This is a genomic window from Nonomuraea sp. NPDC049607, assembly GCF_040675375.1.
Classification (GTDB): Bacteria; Actinomycetota; Actinomycetes; order Streptosporangiales; family Streptosporangiaceae; genus Nonomuraea.
In genome coordinates this window covers 49836-68757 of the sequence record NZ_JBFAOV010000023.1, presented here as the reverse complement: position 1 = coordinate 68757, position 18922 = coordinate 49836, and the positions used below count along the sequence as shown (strand labels likewise).

The window sequence follows — 18922 nt, the reverse complement described above, 5'->3', positions numbered from 1 at the left end:
CGCCGCCTCGGGGCGAATTCCAGGAGTGGCGGGCGCCGGCACGATTAGCCCGCCCGCGTCCGGTGAAGAGAGGATGCCATGAACGCGAACATCCGGTCGCGGGCCGCATGACCGGTCCGGACGACGAGCATCCCACGGTCCTCGCCCCCCTGGCGGCCGCGGAGCACAGCGAACTGCTCGACACCACCCCCGGGTTGTGGGTGGACGACAGCGACGACGACGATCCGGTGCTGGTGCGCGCCGACGGCCGTCCGGTCGACACCTGGCGGCAGCACTATCCCTACGACGAGCGCCTGTCCCGGGAGACGTACGAGCGGGACAAGCGGCTGCTGCAGATCGAGCTGCTCAAGCTCCAGTACTGGATCAAGGGCACCGGCCGCCGGCTGGTGGTGCTGTTCGAGGGGCGTGACGCGGCCGGCAAGGGCGGCACGATCAAACGTTTCATGGAGCACCTCAACCCGCGCGGGGCCACGGTGGTCGCGCTGGAGAAGCCGAGCGAGCGCGAGCGCGGCCAGTGGTACTTCCAGCGGTACATCGCCCACCTGCCGGCCAACGGGGAGATCGTGCTGTTCGACCGCTCCTGGTACAACCGGGCGGGGGTCGAGCGGGTCATGGGCTTCTGCGACGTGCACGAGTACCTGGAGTTCATGGAACAGGTGCCCCGGCTGGAGAACCTGCTGGTGGACTCGGGGCTGCACCTGGTCAAGCTCTGGTTCTCGGTCTCGCGGGCCGAGCAGCGCACCCGGTTCATCATCCGTCAGGTGGACCCCGTACGGCAGTGGAAGTTGTCGCCGATGGACCTGGCCTCTCTCCGCAAATGGGACGAGTACACCCAGGCCAAGGAGGACATGTTCCTGCACACCGACACCGAGTCGGCGCCCTGGACGGTCATCAAGAGCAACGACAAGAAACGCGCCCGGCTGGAGGCGATGCGCCACGTGCTCAGTCTCTTCGACTACGACGAGAAGGACGCCGAGGTCGTCGGCGTGCCCGACCCGCGCATCGTGATCTCGGCGGGGGACATCTTCGACGAGGATCACGTCGCCTACCAGGGCACCGACCCGTGACCGCCGGCCGCCCGCCGCGGCCGGCGGCCCGTGGTCAGGGGGCCCTCGCCGCCCCCTGACCGGTTGGGGGCGCGTCGTCAGGCGGGCAGGACGTTCTGGGGGAACTCGCCCTCGTAGTTGCCCGGGTTCTCGAAGACGAACACGATGTAGGTCTCGAACCCGTCGGGGCCCTGGCCCGCGACGCGGGCCGCGCCGACCCTCCTGGTGTCCTTCCAGACGAGCTGGCTGAAGTGGCCGGTCCTGGCCGGGTCGCCGGGCGGGTTGGCCCAGTTGTAGTCCGCGATCTCGTCGTACCAGGCGGTCACGGCGTCGGCGGCGGTCTTCGGCGTGGTGCCGGAGGTCATGCCCCAGAAGATGTTCTCGCCCGTGGTGTCGCGCAGGCCGTCGTGGCCGGCCGACAGCTTCGCGTACTCGGAGCGGGAGGACGCGCGCTCCTTGGCGTACGCGACGAGCTTGGCGTCCATCTCCATGGGGGGCGCGTGGTGCTTGGCGCGGTAGGCGTTGGCCTCGTTCAGTGCCTCGGCCAGGAAGCTGTCGCTGGTCGCGTCCGGAAGGGCGGGACGGGTTCCGGCCATCTCGATCACCTCGTCGTGAACGGGAGAAGTGGGGACCACCGAAGCCTGCGCCCGCGCCGGGCGCCGGTCAACGTCCGGATGCGGCCACGGGCCCGGGGGGAAAGGGCCCTCGCATTTGCCGCATGAATTCCTGCCATTGATTCGTGAATCATTTCCGACGTGCTAGATTCGGGAGGCTTAAATGCTCGGGTAAGCATGAATTCCTGCCCATTGGAGAATGATGAAATCGCTGGTCGTCGAACGTATCGATATATTCGTCGTGGAATTGCCGTCCATCCGTTCGTTCAGCATTTCAGGAGGAAACGTCACCACCGAGGGGCGGCCCGCCGAGCGGGTTCTCGTCAAGGTGACGGCGGGCGGGGTGACCGGCTGGGGCGAGGCCACCCCGACGCCCGCCTGGACGTACGAGACCGTGGAGACGATCTCGACGACGATCGCCGGCTACCTGGCCCCCGCCCTTCTCGGCCGCCCCGCCTGGGACCTGGACGGCGCCTGCGCGGCCTACGAGAAGGTGATCAACCGCGGGCTGACGATCGGGTCGCCCATCGCCAAGTCCGCGCTCGACATCGCACTGCACGACCTGCTCGGCCGGGCCCTCGGCGTGCCCGTCGGCGTGCTGTGGGGCCAGCGCCGTCTCGACCGGATCACGCTGGGCTGGATCGTGGCCGGTCAGACGCCCGGTGAGGTGCGGCAGGCGGTCGAGGAGGGGCGGGCGGAGGGCTACCGGGCGTTCAAGGTCAAAGTCGGCCTGCATGACGAGGCGACGGACCTGGCCGTCGTCGCGGCCGTCAGGGAGGCGGCCCCCGACGCGCCCCTGTGGGTCGACGCCAACCAGGGCTACACCGTGGACGGCGCGCTGCGCATGGCACGACGGCTCGCCGACTTCGACGTGACGGCTTTCGAGCAGCCGTTGCCCGCCAACGACGTCACCGGGCTGCGCCGCCTGCGCGACCACAGCCCGCTCCCGGTCGCGCTGGACGAGAGCCTGCGCCACCCCTCCGACCTGGCCACGTTCGTCAAGCTCGACGCCGTCGACATCGCCATCGCCAAGGTGCAGCGGTCGGGCGGGCTGACGTTGTCGCGCCGGCTCTGCCAGTTCGCCGAGGACGCCGGGCTGCGCATCATGGGCTCGGGGCTGACGGACACCGACCTGGGGTTCGCCGCCTCGCTGCACCTGTTCGCGGCCTTCGGCGTGGACACCCCGGTAGACCTCAACGGCCGTCAGTTCGTCCGCTCGGCGTACGTCGGCGGCCGGACGGTGGAGGTCTCGGACGGGACGGCCCTGGTGCCCACCGGCCCCGGCCTCGGCGTCGAGGTGGACGAGGACGCCGTCCGCGCCCTGTCCACGGCTCACTGGTCCGTCTGACGCGCGGAATCCGGGGCCGGGACGCGTGTCCCGGCCCCGGACGGCGTCTCAGCGCAGCCAGTCGTCCAGGTGCGCGGCGACGAACTCGTCGTCCACCAGCCACGGATAGGCCGCGCTCACCCGCGCGATCTCCGCCGCCTGCCCCGGCGACAGCCCCTCACCCGGGTCCAGGCACCAGGTCCCGGCCAACAGGCCCTGGCGGCGCAGCACCTCGTGCACCCCGGCGATGCAGCCGTGGAACCCGCCCGCCACGTCGAACACCGCGCCGTTGGCGTCGGTGAGGTCGCCGGCGCGGGCCAGCAGGGAACGCAGGACCTCGTCGTCCCCCGCCCACGCCCGGCGGACCTCCTCGAACATGAGCACCGCCGCCCGCGTCCACACCGCCCACTGGCCGAGCAGCCCGCCGACGATCCGGCGGCCCGCGACGGGGGCGAGCAGGTCGGCCAGGATGTTGTCGTCGTTGCCGGTGTAGAGCGCGAGGTCGTCGCGGCCCGACGCCGCCACCGCCCTGACCACGTCCACCGTGCGATACCGGTCGAAGGGCGCCATCTTGATCGCCACCACCGACTCCTGCTCGCTCAGCGACCTCCAGAACGACGGGCCGAGCCGCCGCCCGCCCACCGCCTCCTGCAGGTAGAAGCCGATCACCGGCAGCACCTCGCCGACCGCTCTGGCCCGCGCCAGCAGCTCCGGCTCGCCCGCCCCGGGCACCTGGGGCGACAGCAGCACGGCGTGGTAGCCCAGCGAGGCCGCGAGCTCCGCCTCCGCCACGGCCTGGGCGGTGTCGCCGCACGCGCCCGCGACCATGACGAACGGCCGCCCCGCCTCCTTGCCCACGACCTCGGCGGCGAGCTCCAGCACCGGCCGCAGCAGCCCGGCCCGGCGGATCTCGAACTGCGTCGTGTGCACCGCCACGGCCGCGCCGCCCGCGCCCGAGGCCAGGTAGTAGCGGGTGAGCGCGCGCTGGCGGCGCTCGTCCAGGGCGCGCCCGGCGGTCAGCGCCAGCGGATGGGCGGGGATGACCGTCCCCTCCCGCAGCAGGCCGATCGACATCTCAGAACCTCCCGTCGCGTACCGCGAACTTGGTCGGCTTGCCCGACAGGGGCAGCCCGCGCGACAGCCAGGCGGCCTGCCACGCGATCAGGGTGTCCAGCGGCACGTCCGGGTAGCCGAACAGGCCGTGGCAGCGCGAGGCGTCGTTGAGCAGCGCGGTGCCGCTCTCGACGCCGGTGAAGGACGCCCGCGTCCCCATCGCGGCGGCCAGCCGGGCCGCCGTGCGGCGCACCGAGGCGGTCTCCGGGCCGGTCAGGTTCAGGACGAACGCCTCCGGGGCGCGTGCGTGGCGCAACGACCGCAGCGCGACCTCGTTCGCGTACCCCTGCCACACGACGTTGACGTGCCCGGTGGTGAGGTCGACCGGCTCGTCCGCCGCCACGGTGGCCGCGAGGTCGGCCAGCACGCCGTAGCGCAGGTCCACGGCGTAGTTCAGGCGCAGGATCGCGACCCTGGCGCCGTATGCGGCGGCGGCGTGCTCGAAGACGCGTTCCCGGCCGAGGCAGCTCATCGCGTACTCGCCCACCGGGTCCGGCCGGTCCTCCTCCGCGCTGCCGCCGCCGGCCACGTCCACCAGCGGGTACACGTTGCCGGTGGAGAACACCGCGATCGCGGAGTCGCGGTAGCGCCGGGCCACGGCGGCCGGCAGCGCCGCGTTGACCGCCCACGCCTGGTACGGCGCCGCCGACGTGCCGAACTTGGCGCCCGCCATGAACACGACGTTGGCCGCGTCGGGCAGCCCGGCCAGGTCGCCGCCCGACATCAGGTCGTGGGCCACCACCTCGACCCCCTCGTCGGCCAGCGCGCGCGCCGTCCGGGCGTCCGACCAGCGGGACACCGCGTACACACGGGCCGAGCCGCGGCCCGCCGCCTCCAGGGCGCGCCGGGCCAGCCGGACCAGGCTCGGCCCCATCTTGCCGCCCGCGCCGAGCACGACGAGGTCGCCGTCCAGCCCGGCGACGTCGGCGGTCAGCGCGGCCGACGGGGTGGACAGCCGGTCCTCCAGCTCCTGCTCAGAGGTGAACACGGGCGGCTCCTTCGGGTCGCCGGTAGGCCACGCCCAGCCGGTCCAGCAGAGGTAGGTGGTCGGCCAGCCGCCGGGTGAAGCCGTCCAGGTCGCGGCCCGCCGACCAGGCCGCCTCGGCCACGGCGCACAGGCGCGGGAAGGCGTTGTAGTCGAAGCGTTCCCTGGTGGGCAGGTACTCGCCCCACAGCTGGGCCTGCATGCCGAGGACGGACTCGCCGGCGTCGTAGCCGTAGACCGTCTCCAGGGGGAGCGGCCCGGCGATGCTGACCGGCTCGCCCGGGGCGTCGGACTCGGCGTAGTCGAGGTAGGTGTGCGTGTGCGGCGCGGCGACCACGTCGTGCCCGGCGCGCAGGGCCGCCTCGACCCGGTCCACGCCCCGCCAGGCCATGATCACCATGTCCTCGGGCGGGTCGTGGTCGAGCATGTCGTCCCAGGCCACCGCGCGGCGGCCGAGCCCGCGCAGGTGATCGGCGAGCAGCCGGCCCCACCAGCCGAGCAGGGCCCGCGGCCCGTCGAGCCCGGCCTCGGCGACCCGCCGCGCGGCCTCGGGGTCGGCCGCCCACTCCTCGCCGCGCACCTCGTCCCCGCCGATGTGCACGTACCTGGACGGGAACACGTCGCACAGCTCGTCGAGCACGTCGCGGGCGAACCCGGCGGCCCGGTCGCCCACGTTGAGCACGTGCGAGGAGATGCCCCACTCCGTACGCACCCGGACGGGCGTCCCGGAGGAGTGGCCCAGCCACGGGAGGGCGGCGATGGCGGCCTGCGAGTGGCCGGGGAACTCGATCTCGGGGACCACGGTCACCCCGCGCGCCGCCGCGTACTCCACCAGGTCGCGCAGCTCCCGCTGGGTGTAGAAGCCGCCGTGCGGGGTGCCGTCGGACCGGCCCTCGCGGGCGTGCCCGGCGGGCGACCCGGCGCGGCGGGACCCGACCTCGGTCAGCCGCGGGTGCCCGCGCACCTCGAACCGCCAGCCCTGGTCGTCGGTCAGGTGCAGGTGCAGCACGTTGAACTTGTGCAGCGCCAGCAGGTCGACGTACGAGCGCAGGAAGGACACCGGGCGCCACCAGCGGGCCACGTCGATCATCACGCCGCGCCAGGCGTACCTGGGCACGTCGCGCACGGTCCCGCAGGGCACGCCGTCCGGGCCGTCGAGCTGGCGCAACGTCTGCACGCCCCAGCGCAGCCCGGCGACGTCCGCCGCGGAGATCACGGCCCGTTCCGGGGTGACGGCCAGGGTGTAGCCCTCCGCGCCGAGCGACGGGTCGGACACCAGGCGCAGCTCGATCCCGCCGGAGGCGTCGCCGCCCGCGGCCGGGCCGAGCAGCTCCCTGGCCAGGGCGGCGTGCGGCCCGCGTACGGGCGCGCGCACGCCCGGCTGGAACGTTCCCTCCTCCGGACGCGCCGAGGCGGCCAGGGGGATCATCGTCCCAGCACCGTTCGGAAGGCGGCCAGGGCCTCGCCGACGGGCGCCGCGTCGGGGTACCAGGCGCGTTCCCACTCCAGCGCCAGGAAGCCCGCGTACCCGATCCGGTCCAGCTCGGCCAGCACGGCGGGCACGCCCACCGCGCCCTTGCCCGGCAGCACGGGCGCGAGGTCGGCGGGCGAGGCGGCGTCCTTGATCTGCACGTGCCGCAGGTACGGCGCCAGCGCGTCCGCCGTGGCCGCGGCGCTCTCGCCCGCCCGCCACGGGTTGACCACGTCCCACAGCGCGCCGACGCGCGGCGAGCCGACCCCGGCCAGCACCCCGGCGATCGCCTCGCCCGTCAGGAACACGTCGTGCGTCTCCAGCAGCACGTCCACGCCGTTGTCGGGGAGCCGCCCGGCCACGTCCGCGAGCCTCCGAGTCGCGGTGGCGGCCGGGTCGTCCTGCCCCTCGACGCCGCCGAAGACCCGCACGTACGGCGAGCCGAGCGCCTCGGCGATCTCGACGTGGCGCAGCACCTCGGCCACCGGGTCGCCGTCCGGCCGGGCCACGCGGGTGTAGGAGCACACGGCGACGATCCCGATCCCGGCCGCGGCGAACGTCCGGGCGATCGAGCGCAGCTCGGCGTCGGGGGTGTCCGGCGCGACGATCTCACCTTCGGCGCAGCGCAGCTCGACGGCGGCGCAGCCGTACCGGGCGGCGGTGGCGACGACCTCCTCGGCCGGTGCGCCCGGCATGCCGAGTGTGCTGAACGCGAGCGGGTTCATGGCTGTCCCTTCACTGTGACGGTGGAACCCCGGCGGGCGGACTCGTAGACGGCCAGGGCGACGTCGAGGACCGACAGGGCGTACTCGGGGGTGACCTCGGGGGCGGTCCTGCCGGCGCAGGCCCGCGCGAAGTCGGCGAGCTGCGCGGCGAACGCGGTGGCCATCTCGCCGATGCCGGGCGCGGCGACCTGGGTGGCGACGCCGCCCCGGAAGGACCAGACGCCCTCGCCGCGGCTGATGCGCACCGCGCCCTCGCCGCACACGATCTCCGCCTCGTCGGTGAACGGCAGGCCGGTGCCGGTGACGGAGATCGTCGAACGGGTGCCGTCGGCGTGCCGGGCCAGGGCGACCGCCTCGGTCTCCACCGACCCGCCGGCGGGCCCGGCGACGTGCGCGGTCACCTCGACGATCGGCGAGCCGACGAGCATCTGGAGCTTGTCGATGCTGTGCGTGCCGACGTTGAGCACGATGCCGCCGCCGGCCATGTCGGCGTCGAGGAACCAGCGGGGGCGCGAGGGGTCGGCGTAGTCGGCGGTGCGCCGTTCGGCGGCCACCACGACCTGGCCGAGCTCGCCGGAGGAGAGGAAGCCGGCCGCCGCGCGCAGCATCGGCACGAAGCGCAGGACGTGCCCGACCGCGAACACGACGCCGGCCGCCCGGCACGCCTCGATCATGCGGACGGCGTCCTCGCGCGTGGTGGCGATCGGCTTCTCCACGAGCACGTGCAGCCCGGCCGCGGCGGCGTCGAGGGTGATCGGGGCGTGCAGGGCGTGCGGCACGGTGATCACGACCGCGTCGAGGCCGCCCGCGTCGAGCATCGCCCGGTGGTCGGTGAAGACGCGGGCGCCGGCTTCGGCGGCCAGCTTCTCGGCCGCCTCGGCCCGCACGTCGCACACCGCGGCGACCTTCACCTGCCCGGCGCTCTGGCGGGCGGCGGCCACGTGGAACTCCGCGATGGTGCCCGCGCCGATGACGCCCAGGCGCAGCCCGGATGTTGTGGTCACGATTTCCTTTCCGAATCGGACGAAGGGCCTGATCTCAGCCCTTGAGACCCGCGGACATGGTTCCGCGGACGAAGTAACGCTGGGCCAGCACGAACACGATCAGCATCGGCAGCAGGCTCATCATCGCCGCGGCCGTCACGAGCTGGTCGTTGCCGACGAACTGCCCTTTCAGGCTCAGCACGCCGACCGGCAGCGTGTAGTTCTCCGGCGAGGTGAGGTAGATCGTGGGCTCCAGCACGGCCTTCCACGACGTGGTGAAGGTGAAGACCGCGAGCGTGGCCAGGGCGGGCTTGGCCAGCGGCAGGTGGATGCGCCAGAACACCTGCCAGGGGTTGGCGCCGTCGAGGCCGGCCGCCTCCTCGAAGTCCTTGGGGATGCCGAGGAACGTCTGCCGCATCAGGAAGATCCCGATCGGCGTGGCCAGCCAGTACGGCACGATGAGCGGCAACATCGAGTCCAGCCAGCCCAGCGAGCGGAACAGCAGGAAGTTCGGGACGATCGTGATGACCGTCGGCAACATCATCGTGCCCAGGGCCATCGTCAGCAGCGCCTGCTTGCCCGGCAGCCGCATCCTGGCCAGCGAGTGCCCGACCATGGCGCTGGTCAGCACGTTCCCGGCGACCGCGAGCACCGCGATCACCAGGCTGTTGACCAGGTAGAGCCCGAACGGCGTGCGCCGCCACACCTCGGCGTAGTTGTCCCACTGGACCGGGTCGGGGAGCCACGCGGGAGGCACCTGGATGTACTGGGCGAAGCTCTTGAGCGAGTTGCCGAGCGCCGCGACGAACGGCAGCAACATGACCGCCGCCCCCGCCAGCACCAGCACGTACGAGACGGTCTTACGCATAGTGCACCCACCTGCGCTGGAGCCGGAACTGCACCAGGGTCAGCGCGAGCACCAGCACGAACAGCACCCACGCCACGGCCGAGGCGTAGCCCATCTGGAAGAACTGGAAACCCTGCCGGTAGAGGTAGAGCACGGTCAGCTCGCTCGCGCCGTGCGGCCCGCCGTCCGTCATCACGAAGACCTGCTCGAACGACTGCAGCGTCTCGATGGAGGTGAGCACCAGCACCAGGAACGTGGTGCCGGAGATGCCCGGCAGGGTGATGTACCGGAACCGGTTCCAGGCCGACGCGCCGTCGATCTTCGCCGCCTCGTAGCGCTCCTCGGGGATGGCCTGCAGGCCCGCCAGGAAGAGCACCGCCATGTAGCCGACGCCCTTCCAGACGGCGACCGCCGCCAGCGTGGGGATCACCAGCGCGGGGTCTTGCAACCAGTTCTCGGCCGGCAGCCCGAGGAGGCCCAGCACCTGGTTGGCGATGCCGGTCTGCGGGTTGAAGACCGCGTCGGCCACGTAGGCGACGACCACCCACGAGGAGACGACCGGGACGAAGTAGGCCGCGCGGAACAGCGCCATGCCGCGCAGCCGCTGGTTGAGCGCGACCGCCAGGGCCAGGGCCAGCGCCGTCTGCGCCGGGACGAACAGCACCGCGAAGTAGGCGGTGTTGCCCAGGGTGCGCCAGAAGACCGGGTCGCCGAACAGGCGGGTGAAGTTGCCGAACCCGACGAACCTCGGCGGGGACATCAGGTCGTACTCGGTCATGCTGAAGAACAGCGAGGCCAGCAGCGGCCAGGCGGCCAGCGCGACCAGGTGGAGCAGGTAGGGCGAGGCGAACGCGAAGGCCCAGGCCCGCTCGCCCGAGCGCCGCCGCCGGGCGGGCGGCCGCGGTCCGGCGGCCACCTGCCCGGAGCGCCTGGTGAGCACCGTCACTGCGTCTTCCCGGCGTAGAAGCGGTCGATGACCTCCTGGGCCTCCTTCTGCCCGGTCTGGAGCGCGGTGGCGACCGGCGTGGCGTTCGACAGCGCCTCGTTCATGCGCTTGGCCAGGGCCTCGGTGTACTCCGACCACACGGCGTTGGTGCCGAGGTCGGTGGCCGCGTCGAGCGACTCCAGGAAGACCGGGCCGCGGTCGGCGGGCAGGGCCGTGGAGGCGACCTTCTTGTTGATCGGGATCGCCTCGCCGAGCTCGGCCCACTTGCGCTGCGGGCCCTCGCCGGAGAAGAAGGTGATCCACTTCCACGCCGCGTCGGCCTGCGCGGGGGAGGCGGCCTTGCTGACCACCCACGAGTTGACGATCGCGATGTTGCCGCGCCCGGCCGGGCCCTTCGGCAGCGGCGCCACGCCGAAGTCGACGCCGGCGCTCACCGCGGGCAGCGTACGGGCGTAGATGCCGTACGACATGGCCACCCGGCCGGTCGCGAACAGCGTGTGCACGACGCCCTTGCCCATGGCCTCGGTGGTCACGTAGTCGGGGGCGAAGCCGTCCTTGCCCATGGCGGCCAGCATCCAGTCGAGGCCGGCCGTGGACTGCGGGCTGTCGACGACGACCTTGCGGCCCCCGTCGGTGACGACGTCCCCGCCGAACGCCTTGACGATGGGCCACCAGCTCTCGGTGAACCCCGGCGAGTACGCGCGGAAGCCGTAGGTGTCGGGCTTGCCGTCGCCGTTGGCGTCCTTGGTGAGCTTCTTGGCCGCGGCGGCCAGGTCGTCGTAGGTCCACTCGGCCGTCGGCTCGGCGACCTTGGCCTCGGCGAACATCTTCTTGTTGTAGAAGAGCACCGGGGTCTGGGCGCCCTGCGGGAAGCCGAAGACCCGGCCCTCCGCGTCGCGGTTCAGGTCGATGCCGGAGTAGTCGGCGGCGTTGACGGTCTTGACCCGGTCGCTCAGGTCAGCCAGCGCGCCGCGGGCGGCGAACTCCTGCACGAGCACGCCGTCCGAGAGCCACAGCTGGGGCGCCTGGCCGCCGGCGATCTGCGTCCTGAGCCGTTCGAAGAACTTGACGTACGGCGCGACCTCCAGCTGCACCTTGATCGACGGGTTGGCGGCCGTGAACTCCTGGACGAGCTGCCGCATGGTCGTGTCGGCCGGGTCGCCCGCGGCGGCGTAGAAGCCGAGCTTCAGGGTGACGGCGCCGGAGTCGTCGGCCGAGCCGCCGCACGACGCCGTGCCGGCCACGGTGAGGACGGCCACCGCGGCAGCGGCGAGCACGCGCACTCTCATTGGGTCCTCCAACAGGAACGAAGAGGGGGGAAGGGGGGTGAGGGGGACGCCGGCGTCACGTCGGGACGCGGACCTCGACCAGGCTGCCGGAGGCGGCTCCGCAGGAGGCGCGGACGGCCAGGCGGGGCTGCAGCACGACCCGGCAGACCGGGGCGGCGGCGCCGAGCTCGATCCGGCGCAGCAGCAGCTCGGTCGCCATGCGGCCGACCTCCGCCTTGGGCGGCGAGACCGCGGTGAGCGGCACCTCTGACAGGTCGGCGACCTCGTCGTCGTAGGCGACGACGGCGATGTCGTCGGGCACGGTCAGGCCGACCCGGCGCAGGTAGGGCAGGAGCGCGGTGGCCTCGCGGTCGCCGAGGCACACCACCGCGCGCACCTTCTCGGTGACCAGCGTGTTGGCATAGGCCAGCATGTCGGGGCCGGTCCAGACGGGCTGCCTGGCCACGGCCTCCGGGATCTCCGGAAGCCCGAGGTCGGCGACGGCCTGGCGGTATCCCGCGAAGACCTGCTCGGAGCTGGCGGTGCCGAGCCGGCCGAGGTAGCCGATCCGGCTGCGGCCGAGCCCGTTCAGGTGCTGCACGGCGGCGTAGCCGCCGCCGTGCACGTCGGTGCAGACGTAGGAGGTCGGGTCGGCCGGGCGGGGGTCGGCCGGCCGGCGCTCCACCAGGACGTACGGCACCGGCAGCCCGCGCAGGCGGGCCAGGTGGGCGTCGGGGTCGGCGGTGAGGTGCAGGTTGGGCACCAGCAGCAGCCCGGCCACGCCGACGTCGACGAGCTGCTGGATCTGCCCGGCCTCGACGTCGGGGTCGTAGTTGGAGCAGGCCAGCACGAGCTGCACGCCGGCGGCGGTGGCCGCCCGCTCGATGCCCTGGACGACCTGCGGGAAGTAGTAGGTGTTCGACGGGACGAGCGCGCCGATGAGACGCGGCCTGGCCCCCGGGGTGACGGAGCTGGTGACGAAGGTGCCCGACCCCTGCCGGCGGCGGACGAGCCCCTCCTCGACCAGGAGGTCGACCGCGCGGCGCACGGTGTTGACCCCGACCGAGTAGGTCTGCGCCAGCTCGGACTCGGTCGGCAGCCTGCCGCCGACCGGCCAGCGGCCCTGCACGATCTCCTGCCGCAGGCGTGCCGCGAGGGTGCGGAATCGCCTTCCCCTGGGGAGGGAATTCATTCCTTCAGGTGGCTCCATAACGGGATTCTTCTCGTCATTCTGAAGTAATGTCAACCCTAAATTCACTCCGTTATCAGCGGCATATTAGGAATGAATTCCACCCTTTCGGGGGTCACCAGCGGGCCGTGGCGTCCTTGTCGCGGTCGTAGGCGGCGGCCCAGTAGTGGCCCGCGGCGGTCAGGCGGTGACCGGCGAAGCCGACCTCGCCGGTCGGCTGCTTCAGCGCCTCCGACGTCGCGGTGGCCCAGCCGTCGGCGCCCGCGGTGACCGTCACGTAGCGGCCGGCGGAGAAGGTGAACCGCCCGCGCACCGTGGCCGCCACCGGCTGCCCGCTCTCCTTGTCCACCACGCGCAGCCGTACGCGGGCCGCGCCGCCCTCCACGGTCACCGACATCGACTCCACGACCATGGGACGCAGGGCCGTCGCGCCGGTCGTCACGGTGACCGGGGCGGAGGGCGGCCCGCGGTGCCCGGCCACGTCCACCGGGACGATCCGGTAGTGGTAGGCGGTGCCGGGCAGCAGGCCGGTGTCGGTGTGGGTGAGGCCGCGCGCCTTCCCGGCGAGCGTGCCGGGGCCGGGAGTGAAGTCCGGCTCGGTCGAGCGGTGCACCTCGTAGTGGGCGACCTCGGTGTCGTCGCGCGCCCGCCCGTACGTCAGGTCCACCGTGGCGTGGTCGAACGCGACGGCCCGCGGCGGCGACGCCACGCCCGTGGGCGGCCCGGAGTCGGCGGGCGGGTCGGGCCACTCGGCCGAGGGGCCCCAGACCGTGGGCAGCTCCCGGTAGGAGTCGTAGTGGTGCAGCGCGATCCCGGCGTAGGCCGGGCTGCCCGCGAACGCCTGGGAGACCTTGGCCAGCTCGGCCTCCAGCGCGTTCCTGCCCTCCTCGCGGAAGGTGATGCTGGACGGGTCGCCGCTGGTCGCGATGTCCAGCGTCTCCACGCCGACCACGACCGACAGCGGCTTGCCGATGCGCTCGGCGTAGGCCAGCTCGCCGGCCGCCTGCGCGATGATGCCGGCGCCGCCGTCCGCCTGGTCGCGGTAGTCCATGATCGCGATGTAGTCGCTGAGGTCCTGGACGTGCTCGGCCAGGGTGCGGGTGTTCCCGCCGTACGTGATGTCCGTGCAGCAGGCGGAGGTGTCCAGCCAGCGCGGCACGGCCGGGCCGAACAGCAGCGGCTGGCCGGAGGCGTCCCGGCGGGCGATCATCGCGCGCAGCGTGTCCAGCCACTGGATCTGCACGTCGGGCTTGCCGCTGGTGAACCACGGCAGGCTGTACGGCTCGATGTCGACGTTGATCCCGTCGAAGCGCTCGTCCGGCTTGGAGGACAGGTTGTAGTCGAGGACCCGCTCCATCTCCCCGACGGCGCGCTCGCGGTAGCGGGACAGCGCGCCCAGGTACGGCGGCCGGGTCCCGCCGGCCACGGTGGCGTGCACCTTCATGCCCCGGCCGTGCGCCCAGGCCACCAGGTCGCGCAGCTCCGGACGCGCGTCCTCCATCATGTCGCGCCCGGCGTAGGTGTCCACGCCCAGGTAGAGCGTCGATCCGGCGGGCAGGACGGTCTCCAGCAGGCGGCGCGAACCCGGGTTGAGCACCAGGTTGTAGGACGCCTTCTCCCAGATCCACATCGCCCGGTCCTGCCGGTGCGGCACCGCGCCGCGTTTCCGCGCCGCGCCCAGCGCCACGTACGTGGTGGACGACCTGGACACGTGGCCGCGCGCGTCGACCGCCTCCGCCTCCAGGCTCGCCATGACGTCGCCGTACCGTGCCGGGTTCACCAGCGTGACGTAGCGCCCTGCCGCGCCGGCGGCGCGCTGCCAGGGGCCGCCGTTGACGCGGACCCGGACCGTGCGCACGTCCGCGCCCGCCACGTCCACCCGGACCGGCGTGGGACGGGTGAGCCGGGCTCCGTCGGCGGGCTCGGCGATCGCCACGCGCGGGGCTCTGGCCCGCGGGTTGTCCACGCGCAGGGTCAGCGGCGGCGACCAGGCGCCGTAGCGGGTGTCGGCGGCCGTGGCCTTGGCGTAGACCTCGATCTCGCCGTCCAGGGCGCTGGTGTCGAGGTCGTAGGACCAGGTTCCGGTGTCGTCGGCGTCGGGGTCGGTGACCTTGGCCCGTTCTATGCGTTCGCCGTCCACCACGACCGACACGTCGTAGGCGGAGGTGAAGCGGCCGGTCAGCCGTACCAGGCCGGGGGCGGACTCGGAGGAGTCGATCACCACCGACGGCGGGTCCGCCGCGCTCGCCGCGACGGAGGGCGCCGCGGCCAGTGGTACGGCGAGCACGAGCGCGCCCGAGATTCTCCACAACCCTGCAGGCATGAAGCCACCTCCATAGGAATGAATTAACGCCGGAAACGGAAATGTCCGGACATTGAATCCGTGAGATGGCGAAACGATAGCCCTGAATTTCCGGAAGAAGAATGGCATGAATTCCGGCTGTCGAACCGCCGCGCCTCAGGGTGCGCGTTGCAGGGGGCCTCGACGGACGGAGCCAGGGCCCAGGAATCCCTCTGGCGGGGGAGGGAGGTCACGCGTGAAGGGGAGAGCGGTGCGGCGGGGGATGCCTAGCGTGGCGGGCATGGTTGACTCACATCGTCCGCGGCGCTGGCCGGCGTACGGGCTGGCGGCGCTGATGCTCGGGTACGCGGCGGGCAAGGCCGTCTTCGCCGTGCAGGGCAGGCTCGGGTTCCCCGGTGGGCCGCCCGTGCCGGCGGCCGAGGCCGCGCGCTACTTCCTGGACCCGTCCCTGGCGCAGGGGTTCGCGGCGGCCTCCGGGGTGCTGGGGGCGTGCCTCGTCCTGGCCACGGTCACCGCCGTGGGCCGCCGGCTGCCGAGAGGCGTGGTGCTCGCCGCCCTGGCCGTGATGCTGGCGGCCCTCGGCGGGGGCGCGGGCATCATGATCCTGGACGGGTTCGTCGGCCTCGGCGTCGGCTGGCGCTGGTACCACGGGATCGTCGGGCTCGTCGTGCTCGGCCTGGCCACCGAGATGACCCGCTCCTACTGGACGGCCACCCGCCCGAGCACCCACTGACCCCGTAGCCCCCGTCAGCCTCGGGCGAACGCCGTCACCAGCTCCTCCGTGGTGAGGATGGCGAGGGCGAAGGTGGGGCCGTTCAGCTCGTGGGCGGCGTGCAACATCTCCGGCAGGTAGGCGGCGGTCGCGTCGCGCACGGGTTCGGATGGGCCCAGCTCTCGTAGTCGCCCGGTTCCCAGCGGCGGTGCGGGACGAACACCACCCGCACCCCGGCCGCCCGCGCCGCGGCGATCACCGCGCGCAGGTTGTCCAGCGGGCCGATCGCCTGCGCCACCGGCTCCAGCCGCGGCCACACCTTGCCGCCCTCGGAGATGAAGTCGTTGTACGGATCGACCAGCAGCACCGCCGTGCGGCGCGGGTCGTAGGACTCGGTCATGGCTCGCCGCCGCTCAGTTGCCGGTGGTCAGGACCATGCGGAAGCGCGCCTGACCGGACAACATCCGCTGGTACGCCGTCGCGGCCTCCTCCAGCGGCACCTCCTCCGTCCAGGCCCGCACGCCGCTCAGGGCGGCGAACCTCATCGTGTCCTGGGTGTCCACGGCGATGCCGGAGGCGTGCCCGTAGACCCGGCGGGCCCCGCCGACGAGCTGGAGAGGCGTGACGGTGAGCGGTTCGGTGTCGATGCCTACGGTGATGAGCTCGCCGCGCCGGCCCAGCCCGTCGATCGTGCCGGACATCGCCGCCGAGCTGGTCACCGTCGCCAGCACCACCTTGGCCCCGCCGCGCGCCGCCAGCGCGTCGGCCGCCTTCTCGGCGGCGCCGTCGACGTAGTGGGCGGCGCCGAGCTCGCGTGCCAGCGGCTCCTTGTCGCCGCCGCGCGCGATCGCGACCGTCTCGAAGCCCATCTTGGCCGCGAACTGCACGCCCAGATGTCCCAGGCCGCCCAGCCCGAGGATCGCGACGGTGTCGCCCGGCCGCGCCGAGCTGCGCCGCAGCGCGTTGAACACGGTCACGCCCGCGCAGGCCAGGGGCGCCGCCTGCGCCGCCGTCAGCTCGCCGGGGATCGCGGCCAGGGCGACGGCCGGCACCACGACGGAGTCGGCGAACCCGCCGGGGTAGGCGGCGCCCGGCACCCGCAGCTCGGGGCAGAGCACGCCGTCGCCCTCCCGGCAGGCGTCGCAGTGGCCGCAGCTCCCGCCGTACCAGCCGACCGCCACCCGGTCGCCCACGGACCAGCCCGCGACGCCGTCGCCGATCGCGTCGACGCGTCCGGCGATCTCGTGCCCCGGCGTGACGGGGAAGGCGGTGCCCGGGATCGCGCCGCCGATGATCAGCGCGTCGGAGTGGCACACCCCGCACGCCTCGACGGTGATCCGCACCTGGCCGGGGCCCGGTTCGCGGGTCGGCGCCGCGGTCTGCGCCATGGCGCCGCCGGGCTCGGCGACCTGGATGGAACGGTGCAGGGCGGAAGACGGCATGGCGTCTCCTCTTTCTTCGTACGGGAAGCGGTGGCCTCACCGGGAGGCCCTCACAAGGCCACCTTTTCCACTTCCGCCTCGTTTACCCCACCGGCACGCCGAAGGTCCGGGACCCCGCGCGAGGTCCCGGACCTGTGGGGTGGCCGGTCAGCCCGCCGGGACGACCGGGACGCCGCCGAAGGTCACCACCAGGCGGCCGTCCGCGGCGAAGGACCAGTTCAGGGCGCCGCCGTAGGCGGAGCAGCGGGACCCGTTCGAGCCGGACCAGAACTGGTCGGACGCGTCGGCGTCACCGACGATCTTGTCGTTGGCGCCGCCGCCCGAGCGGCACGAGGTGTTGTCGCGGAACACCGAGGTGCCCGCGTCGAAGGAGAAGTTGCGCTCGGTGTTGTCGATGCTGACGTTCCCGGCGATCGTCATCGTGCCGGGGTTGCGGTTGTAGGTGAAGCCGTGCTTGCCGTTGCGGTAGGCGATGTTGCGCCGGACGACGTGGTTGACCTTGATGTCCTCGCCGCCCAGCTTGTAGCCGTTGCGGTCGCCGTTCCCGGCCTGGCTGCCGTCGCTGAGCGTGCCGTTGCCGTAGGACAGGGAGTCCTCGACGGTGACCGGGCCGATCGGGCCGGTGTCGGGCTTGGTGTAGAGGTCCCAGCCGTCGTCGATGTTGTTGCGGGACACCGCGTAGCGGAAGACGTTGCCGGGCCCGACGGTCAGCTTGGCGGCGAAGCCGTCGGCGTCCTCGCCGTCGGAGTCGGCGTTGTCGTGCGAGACCGTGCTCAGGACGAGGTTGCGGGACGGCCACCGGCTCTGCGGCGTGTCGGAGGCGATGCGGGAGAGCTGCAGCCCGGTGTCGCGGTTGAACCGGGTCTCCGAGCGTTCGACGATGTTGTCGCTGCCGCCGACGAAGATGCCGTTGTCGCCGGCGCGCTCGACGATGATGCCGTACAGGTGCCAGTACGAGCCGTTGACGGCGAGCCCCCGGTTGGCCGGGTCCTCGCTCTGGGCCGCGAAGTTCAGCACCGGCGTCTCGCCGGGGTAGGCCGACAGCTTCTTGCGGGCCGAGGCGGTGCCGTCGTTGCCCGGCGCGATGGTGACCGTCTGCGAGAAGGCGTACGTGCCGCCGCGCAGGTAGATCGTGCCGCCCGCCGCGACGCGGGTGATGGCGGAGGTGAGCGTCGTCGGGTCGGACCGGGTGCCGGTCGCGCCGTCCCTGCCGTTCGGGGAGACGTAAAGGGCGCCGGCGGGCGGGACGGTGGGCGTGACGGTCGGGGTCGGTGTGGGGGTGGTCGTGGGGCCGCCGCCCGCGGGCTTCAGGGTCCACTGCTTGGTGGCGGCCGAGTCGCAGGAGTTCTGCTGCAGCAGCGCGCCCGGGGTGGTGGAGTCGTCCTTGACGTTGAGGCACTTTCCGCCGTTGGCGTTGACGACCCGGTACGCGCTGCCGGCGGCGGTGAGCTGCCAGGTCTGGGAGGCGGCGCCCGTACAGGTCTCCTGCTGCACGGGCTTGCCCGCGCTGGTGGAGGCGTCGCGGACGCCGGCGCACCTGCCGCTGTGCGCGGCCTTGACCTGGTAGCCGCTCCCGGCGGCGGTGAGGGTGAAGACCTGCCCGGCGGACTCGGCGCAGGCGTTCTGCGCGAGCTGCACGCCGTCGCCGGTGCTCTGACCCGGCACGGTGGCGCACAGGCCGCTGCCGCCGTTGACCAGCGTGTAGTTCCCGCCGGCGGGGGCCGCCGACGCGGGCGTGTTCAGTACGGCGACCAGGCCGACCGCGGTGAGCAGGCCGGTGATCAGCACGACCGCCGGCCTTGTCGCCGAGGGTTGGTTCTTACGCACGTCCAGCTCCGTTTCGATGGAGGAGTGGAAGGGGGGTGTGTCGCGCGAGCTGATGCCAACCGGTTGCAGTAACAGTGGCTTCACGCCGATGAAAGGTCAACACATTCAGGTAAAACTGCAAACGC

General features: G+C 72.8%; 17 protein-coding genes. 3 read left to right on the top strand and 14 right to left on the bottom strand.

Annotation, left to right across the window (positions count from 1 at the left end; all coding sequences use genetic code 11):
* The first annotated feature begins 107 nt into the window (after positions 1-107).
* Positions 108-1067, top strand: coding sequence for a polyphosphate kinase 2 (ppk2, locus tag AB0J97_RS34850; RefSeq protein WP_357695488.1), 960 nt, complete (start codon positions 108-110; stop codon positions 1065-1067).
* Positions 1068-1144: 77 nt separating this feature from the next.
* Here ppk2 and AB0J97_RS34845 read toward each other — a convergent pair whose 3' ends face one another.
* On the bottom strand, positions 1145-1642 hold the full coding sequence (locus AB0J97_RS34845; RefSeq protein WP_357695490.1) for a CAP family protein: 498 nt from the start codon (positions 1640-1642) through the stop codon (positions 1145-1147).
* Positions 1643-1859: 217 nt separating this feature from the next.
* Here AB0J97_RS34845 and AB0J97_RS34840 point away from each other — a divergent pair, with 217 nt between their 5' ends.
* Positions 1860-3008, top strand: coding sequence for an enolase C-terminal domain-like protein (locus tag AB0J97_RS34840; protein WP_364096742.1), 1149 nt, complete (start codon positions 1860-1862; stop codon positions 3006-3008).
* 48 nt (positions 3009-3056) lie between these two features.
* Here AB0J97_RS34840 and AB0J97_RS34835 read toward each other — a convergent pair whose 3' ends face one another.
* The 10 genes from AB0J97_RS34835 to AB0J97_RS34790 form a co-directional block, all read right to left on the bottom strand.
* Positions 3057-4061, bottom strand: coding sequence for a dihydrodipicolinate synthase family protein (locus tag AB0J97_RS34835; RefSeq protein ID WP_364096739.1), 1005 nt, complete (start codon positions 4059-4061; stop codon positions 3057-3059).
* Between the two features lies 1 nt (position 4062).
* Positions 4063-5088 carry an NAD-dependent epimerase/dehydratase family protein gene (locus AB0J97_RS34830; protein WP_364096736.1) on the bottom strand — a complete coding sequence of 342 codons (1026 nt, stop codon included), beginning with the start codon at positions 5086-5088 and terminating at the stop codon, positions 4063-4065.
* Positions 5075-6514 carry a beta-N-acetylhexosaminidase gene (locus AB0J97_RS34825; protein WP_357695498.1) on the bottom strand — a complete coding sequence of 480 codons (1440 nt, stop codon included), beginning with the start codon at positions 6512-6514 and terminating at the stop codon, positions 5075-5077. The genes AB0J97_RS34830 and AB0J97_RS34825 overlap by 14 nt, the downstream gene beginning before the upstream one ends.
* The gene (locus tag AB0J97_RS34820; protein WP_357695500.1) at positions 6511-7281 is read right to left on the bottom strand and encodes a sugar phosphate isomerase/epimerase family protein; all 771 of its coding nucleotides are present in this window, start codon (positions 7279-7281) and stop codon (positions 6511-6513) included. Before AB0J97_RS34820 ends, AB0J97_RS34825 begins: the two co-directional genes overlap by 4 nt.
* On the bottom strand, positions 7278-8285 hold the full coding sequence (locus AB0J97_RS34815; RefSeq protein WP_357695502.1) for a Gfo/Idh/MocA family oxidoreductase: 1008 nt from the start codon (positions 8283-8285) through the stop codon (positions 7278-7280). The genes AB0J97_RS34820 and AB0J97_RS34815 overlap by 4 nt, the downstream gene beginning before the upstream one ends.
* A gap of 34 nt (positions 8286-8319) precedes the next feature.
* Positions 8320-9132, bottom strand: coding sequence for a carbohydrate ABC transporter permease (locus tag AB0J97_RS34810; protein ID WP_357695505.1), 813 nt, complete (start codon positions 9130-9132; stop codon positions 8320-8322).
* Positions 9125-10057: a sugar ABC transporter permease gene (locus AB0J97_RS34805; protein ID WP_357695507.1), complete on the bottom strand. Its 933-nt coding sequence runs from the start codon at positions 10055-10057 to the stop codon at positions 9125-9127. Before AB0J97_RS34805 ends, AB0J97_RS34810 begins: the two co-directional genes overlap by 8 nt.
* The gene (locus AB0J97_RS34800) at positions 10054-11346 is read right to left on the bottom strand and encodes a sugar ABC transporter substrate-binding protein (RefSeq protein WP_364096729.1); all 1293 of its coding nucleotides are present in this window, start codon (positions 11344-11346) and stop codon (positions 10054-10056) included. Before AB0J97_RS34800 ends, AB0J97_RS34805 begins: the two co-directional genes overlap by 4 nt.
* 55 nt (positions 11347-11401) lie before the next feature.
* Positions 11402-12517, bottom strand: a complete 1116-nt coding sequence (locus AB0J97_RS34795; protein ID WP_364096726.1) for a GntR family transcriptional regulator — start codon at positions 12515-12517, stop codon at positions 11402-11404.
* Between the two features lie 112 nt (positions 12518-12629).
* Positions 12630-14837 carry a hypothetical protein gene (locus AB0J97_RS34790; RefSeq protein WP_364096723.1) on the bottom strand — a complete coding sequence of 736 codons (2208 nt, stop codon included), beginning with the start codon at positions 14835-14837 and terminating at the stop codon, positions 12630-12632.
* 259 nt (positions 14838-15096) lie between these two features.
* Between AB0J97_RS34790 and AB0J97_RS34785 the strand changes: the two genes are divergently transcribed.
* The gene (locus AB0J97_RS34785; protein WP_364096720.1) at positions 15097-15549 is read left to right on the top strand and encodes a hypothetical protein; all 453 of its coding nucleotides are present in this window, start codon (positions 15097-15099) and stop codon (positions 15547-15549) included.
* An 82-nt stretch (positions 15550-15631) separates the two neighbouring features.
* Here the strand turns inward: AB0J97_RS34785 and AB0J97_RS34780 are convergent, their stop codons facing one another.
* The 3 genes from AB0J97_RS34780 to AB0J97_RS34770 all read right to left on the bottom strand — a co-directional run bounded on the left by AB0J97_RS34780 (position 15632) and on the right by AB0J97_RS34770 (position 18797).
* Positions 15632-15928 (bottom strand): isochorismatase family protein, encoded by a 297-nt coding sequence (locus AB0J97_RS34780; RefSeq protein WP_364096717.1) that lies wholly within the window; start codon positions 15926-15928, stop codon positions 15632-15634.
* Between the two features lie 13 nt (positions 15929-15941).
* Complete coding sequence (locus AB0J97_RS34775) at positions 15942-16970, bottom strand: alcohol dehydrogenase catalytic domain-containing protein (RefSeq protein WP_364096714.1); 1029 nt, start codon at positions 16968-16970, stop codon at positions 15942-15944.
* A gap of 147 nt (positions 16971-17117) precedes the next feature.
* Entirely contained in the window at positions 17118-18797 is a 1680-nt protein-coding gene (locus tag AB0J97_RS34770) for an RICIN domain-containing protein (RefSeq protein WP_364096711.1), read from the bottom strand.
* Positions 18798-18922 lie beyond the last annotated feature (125 nt).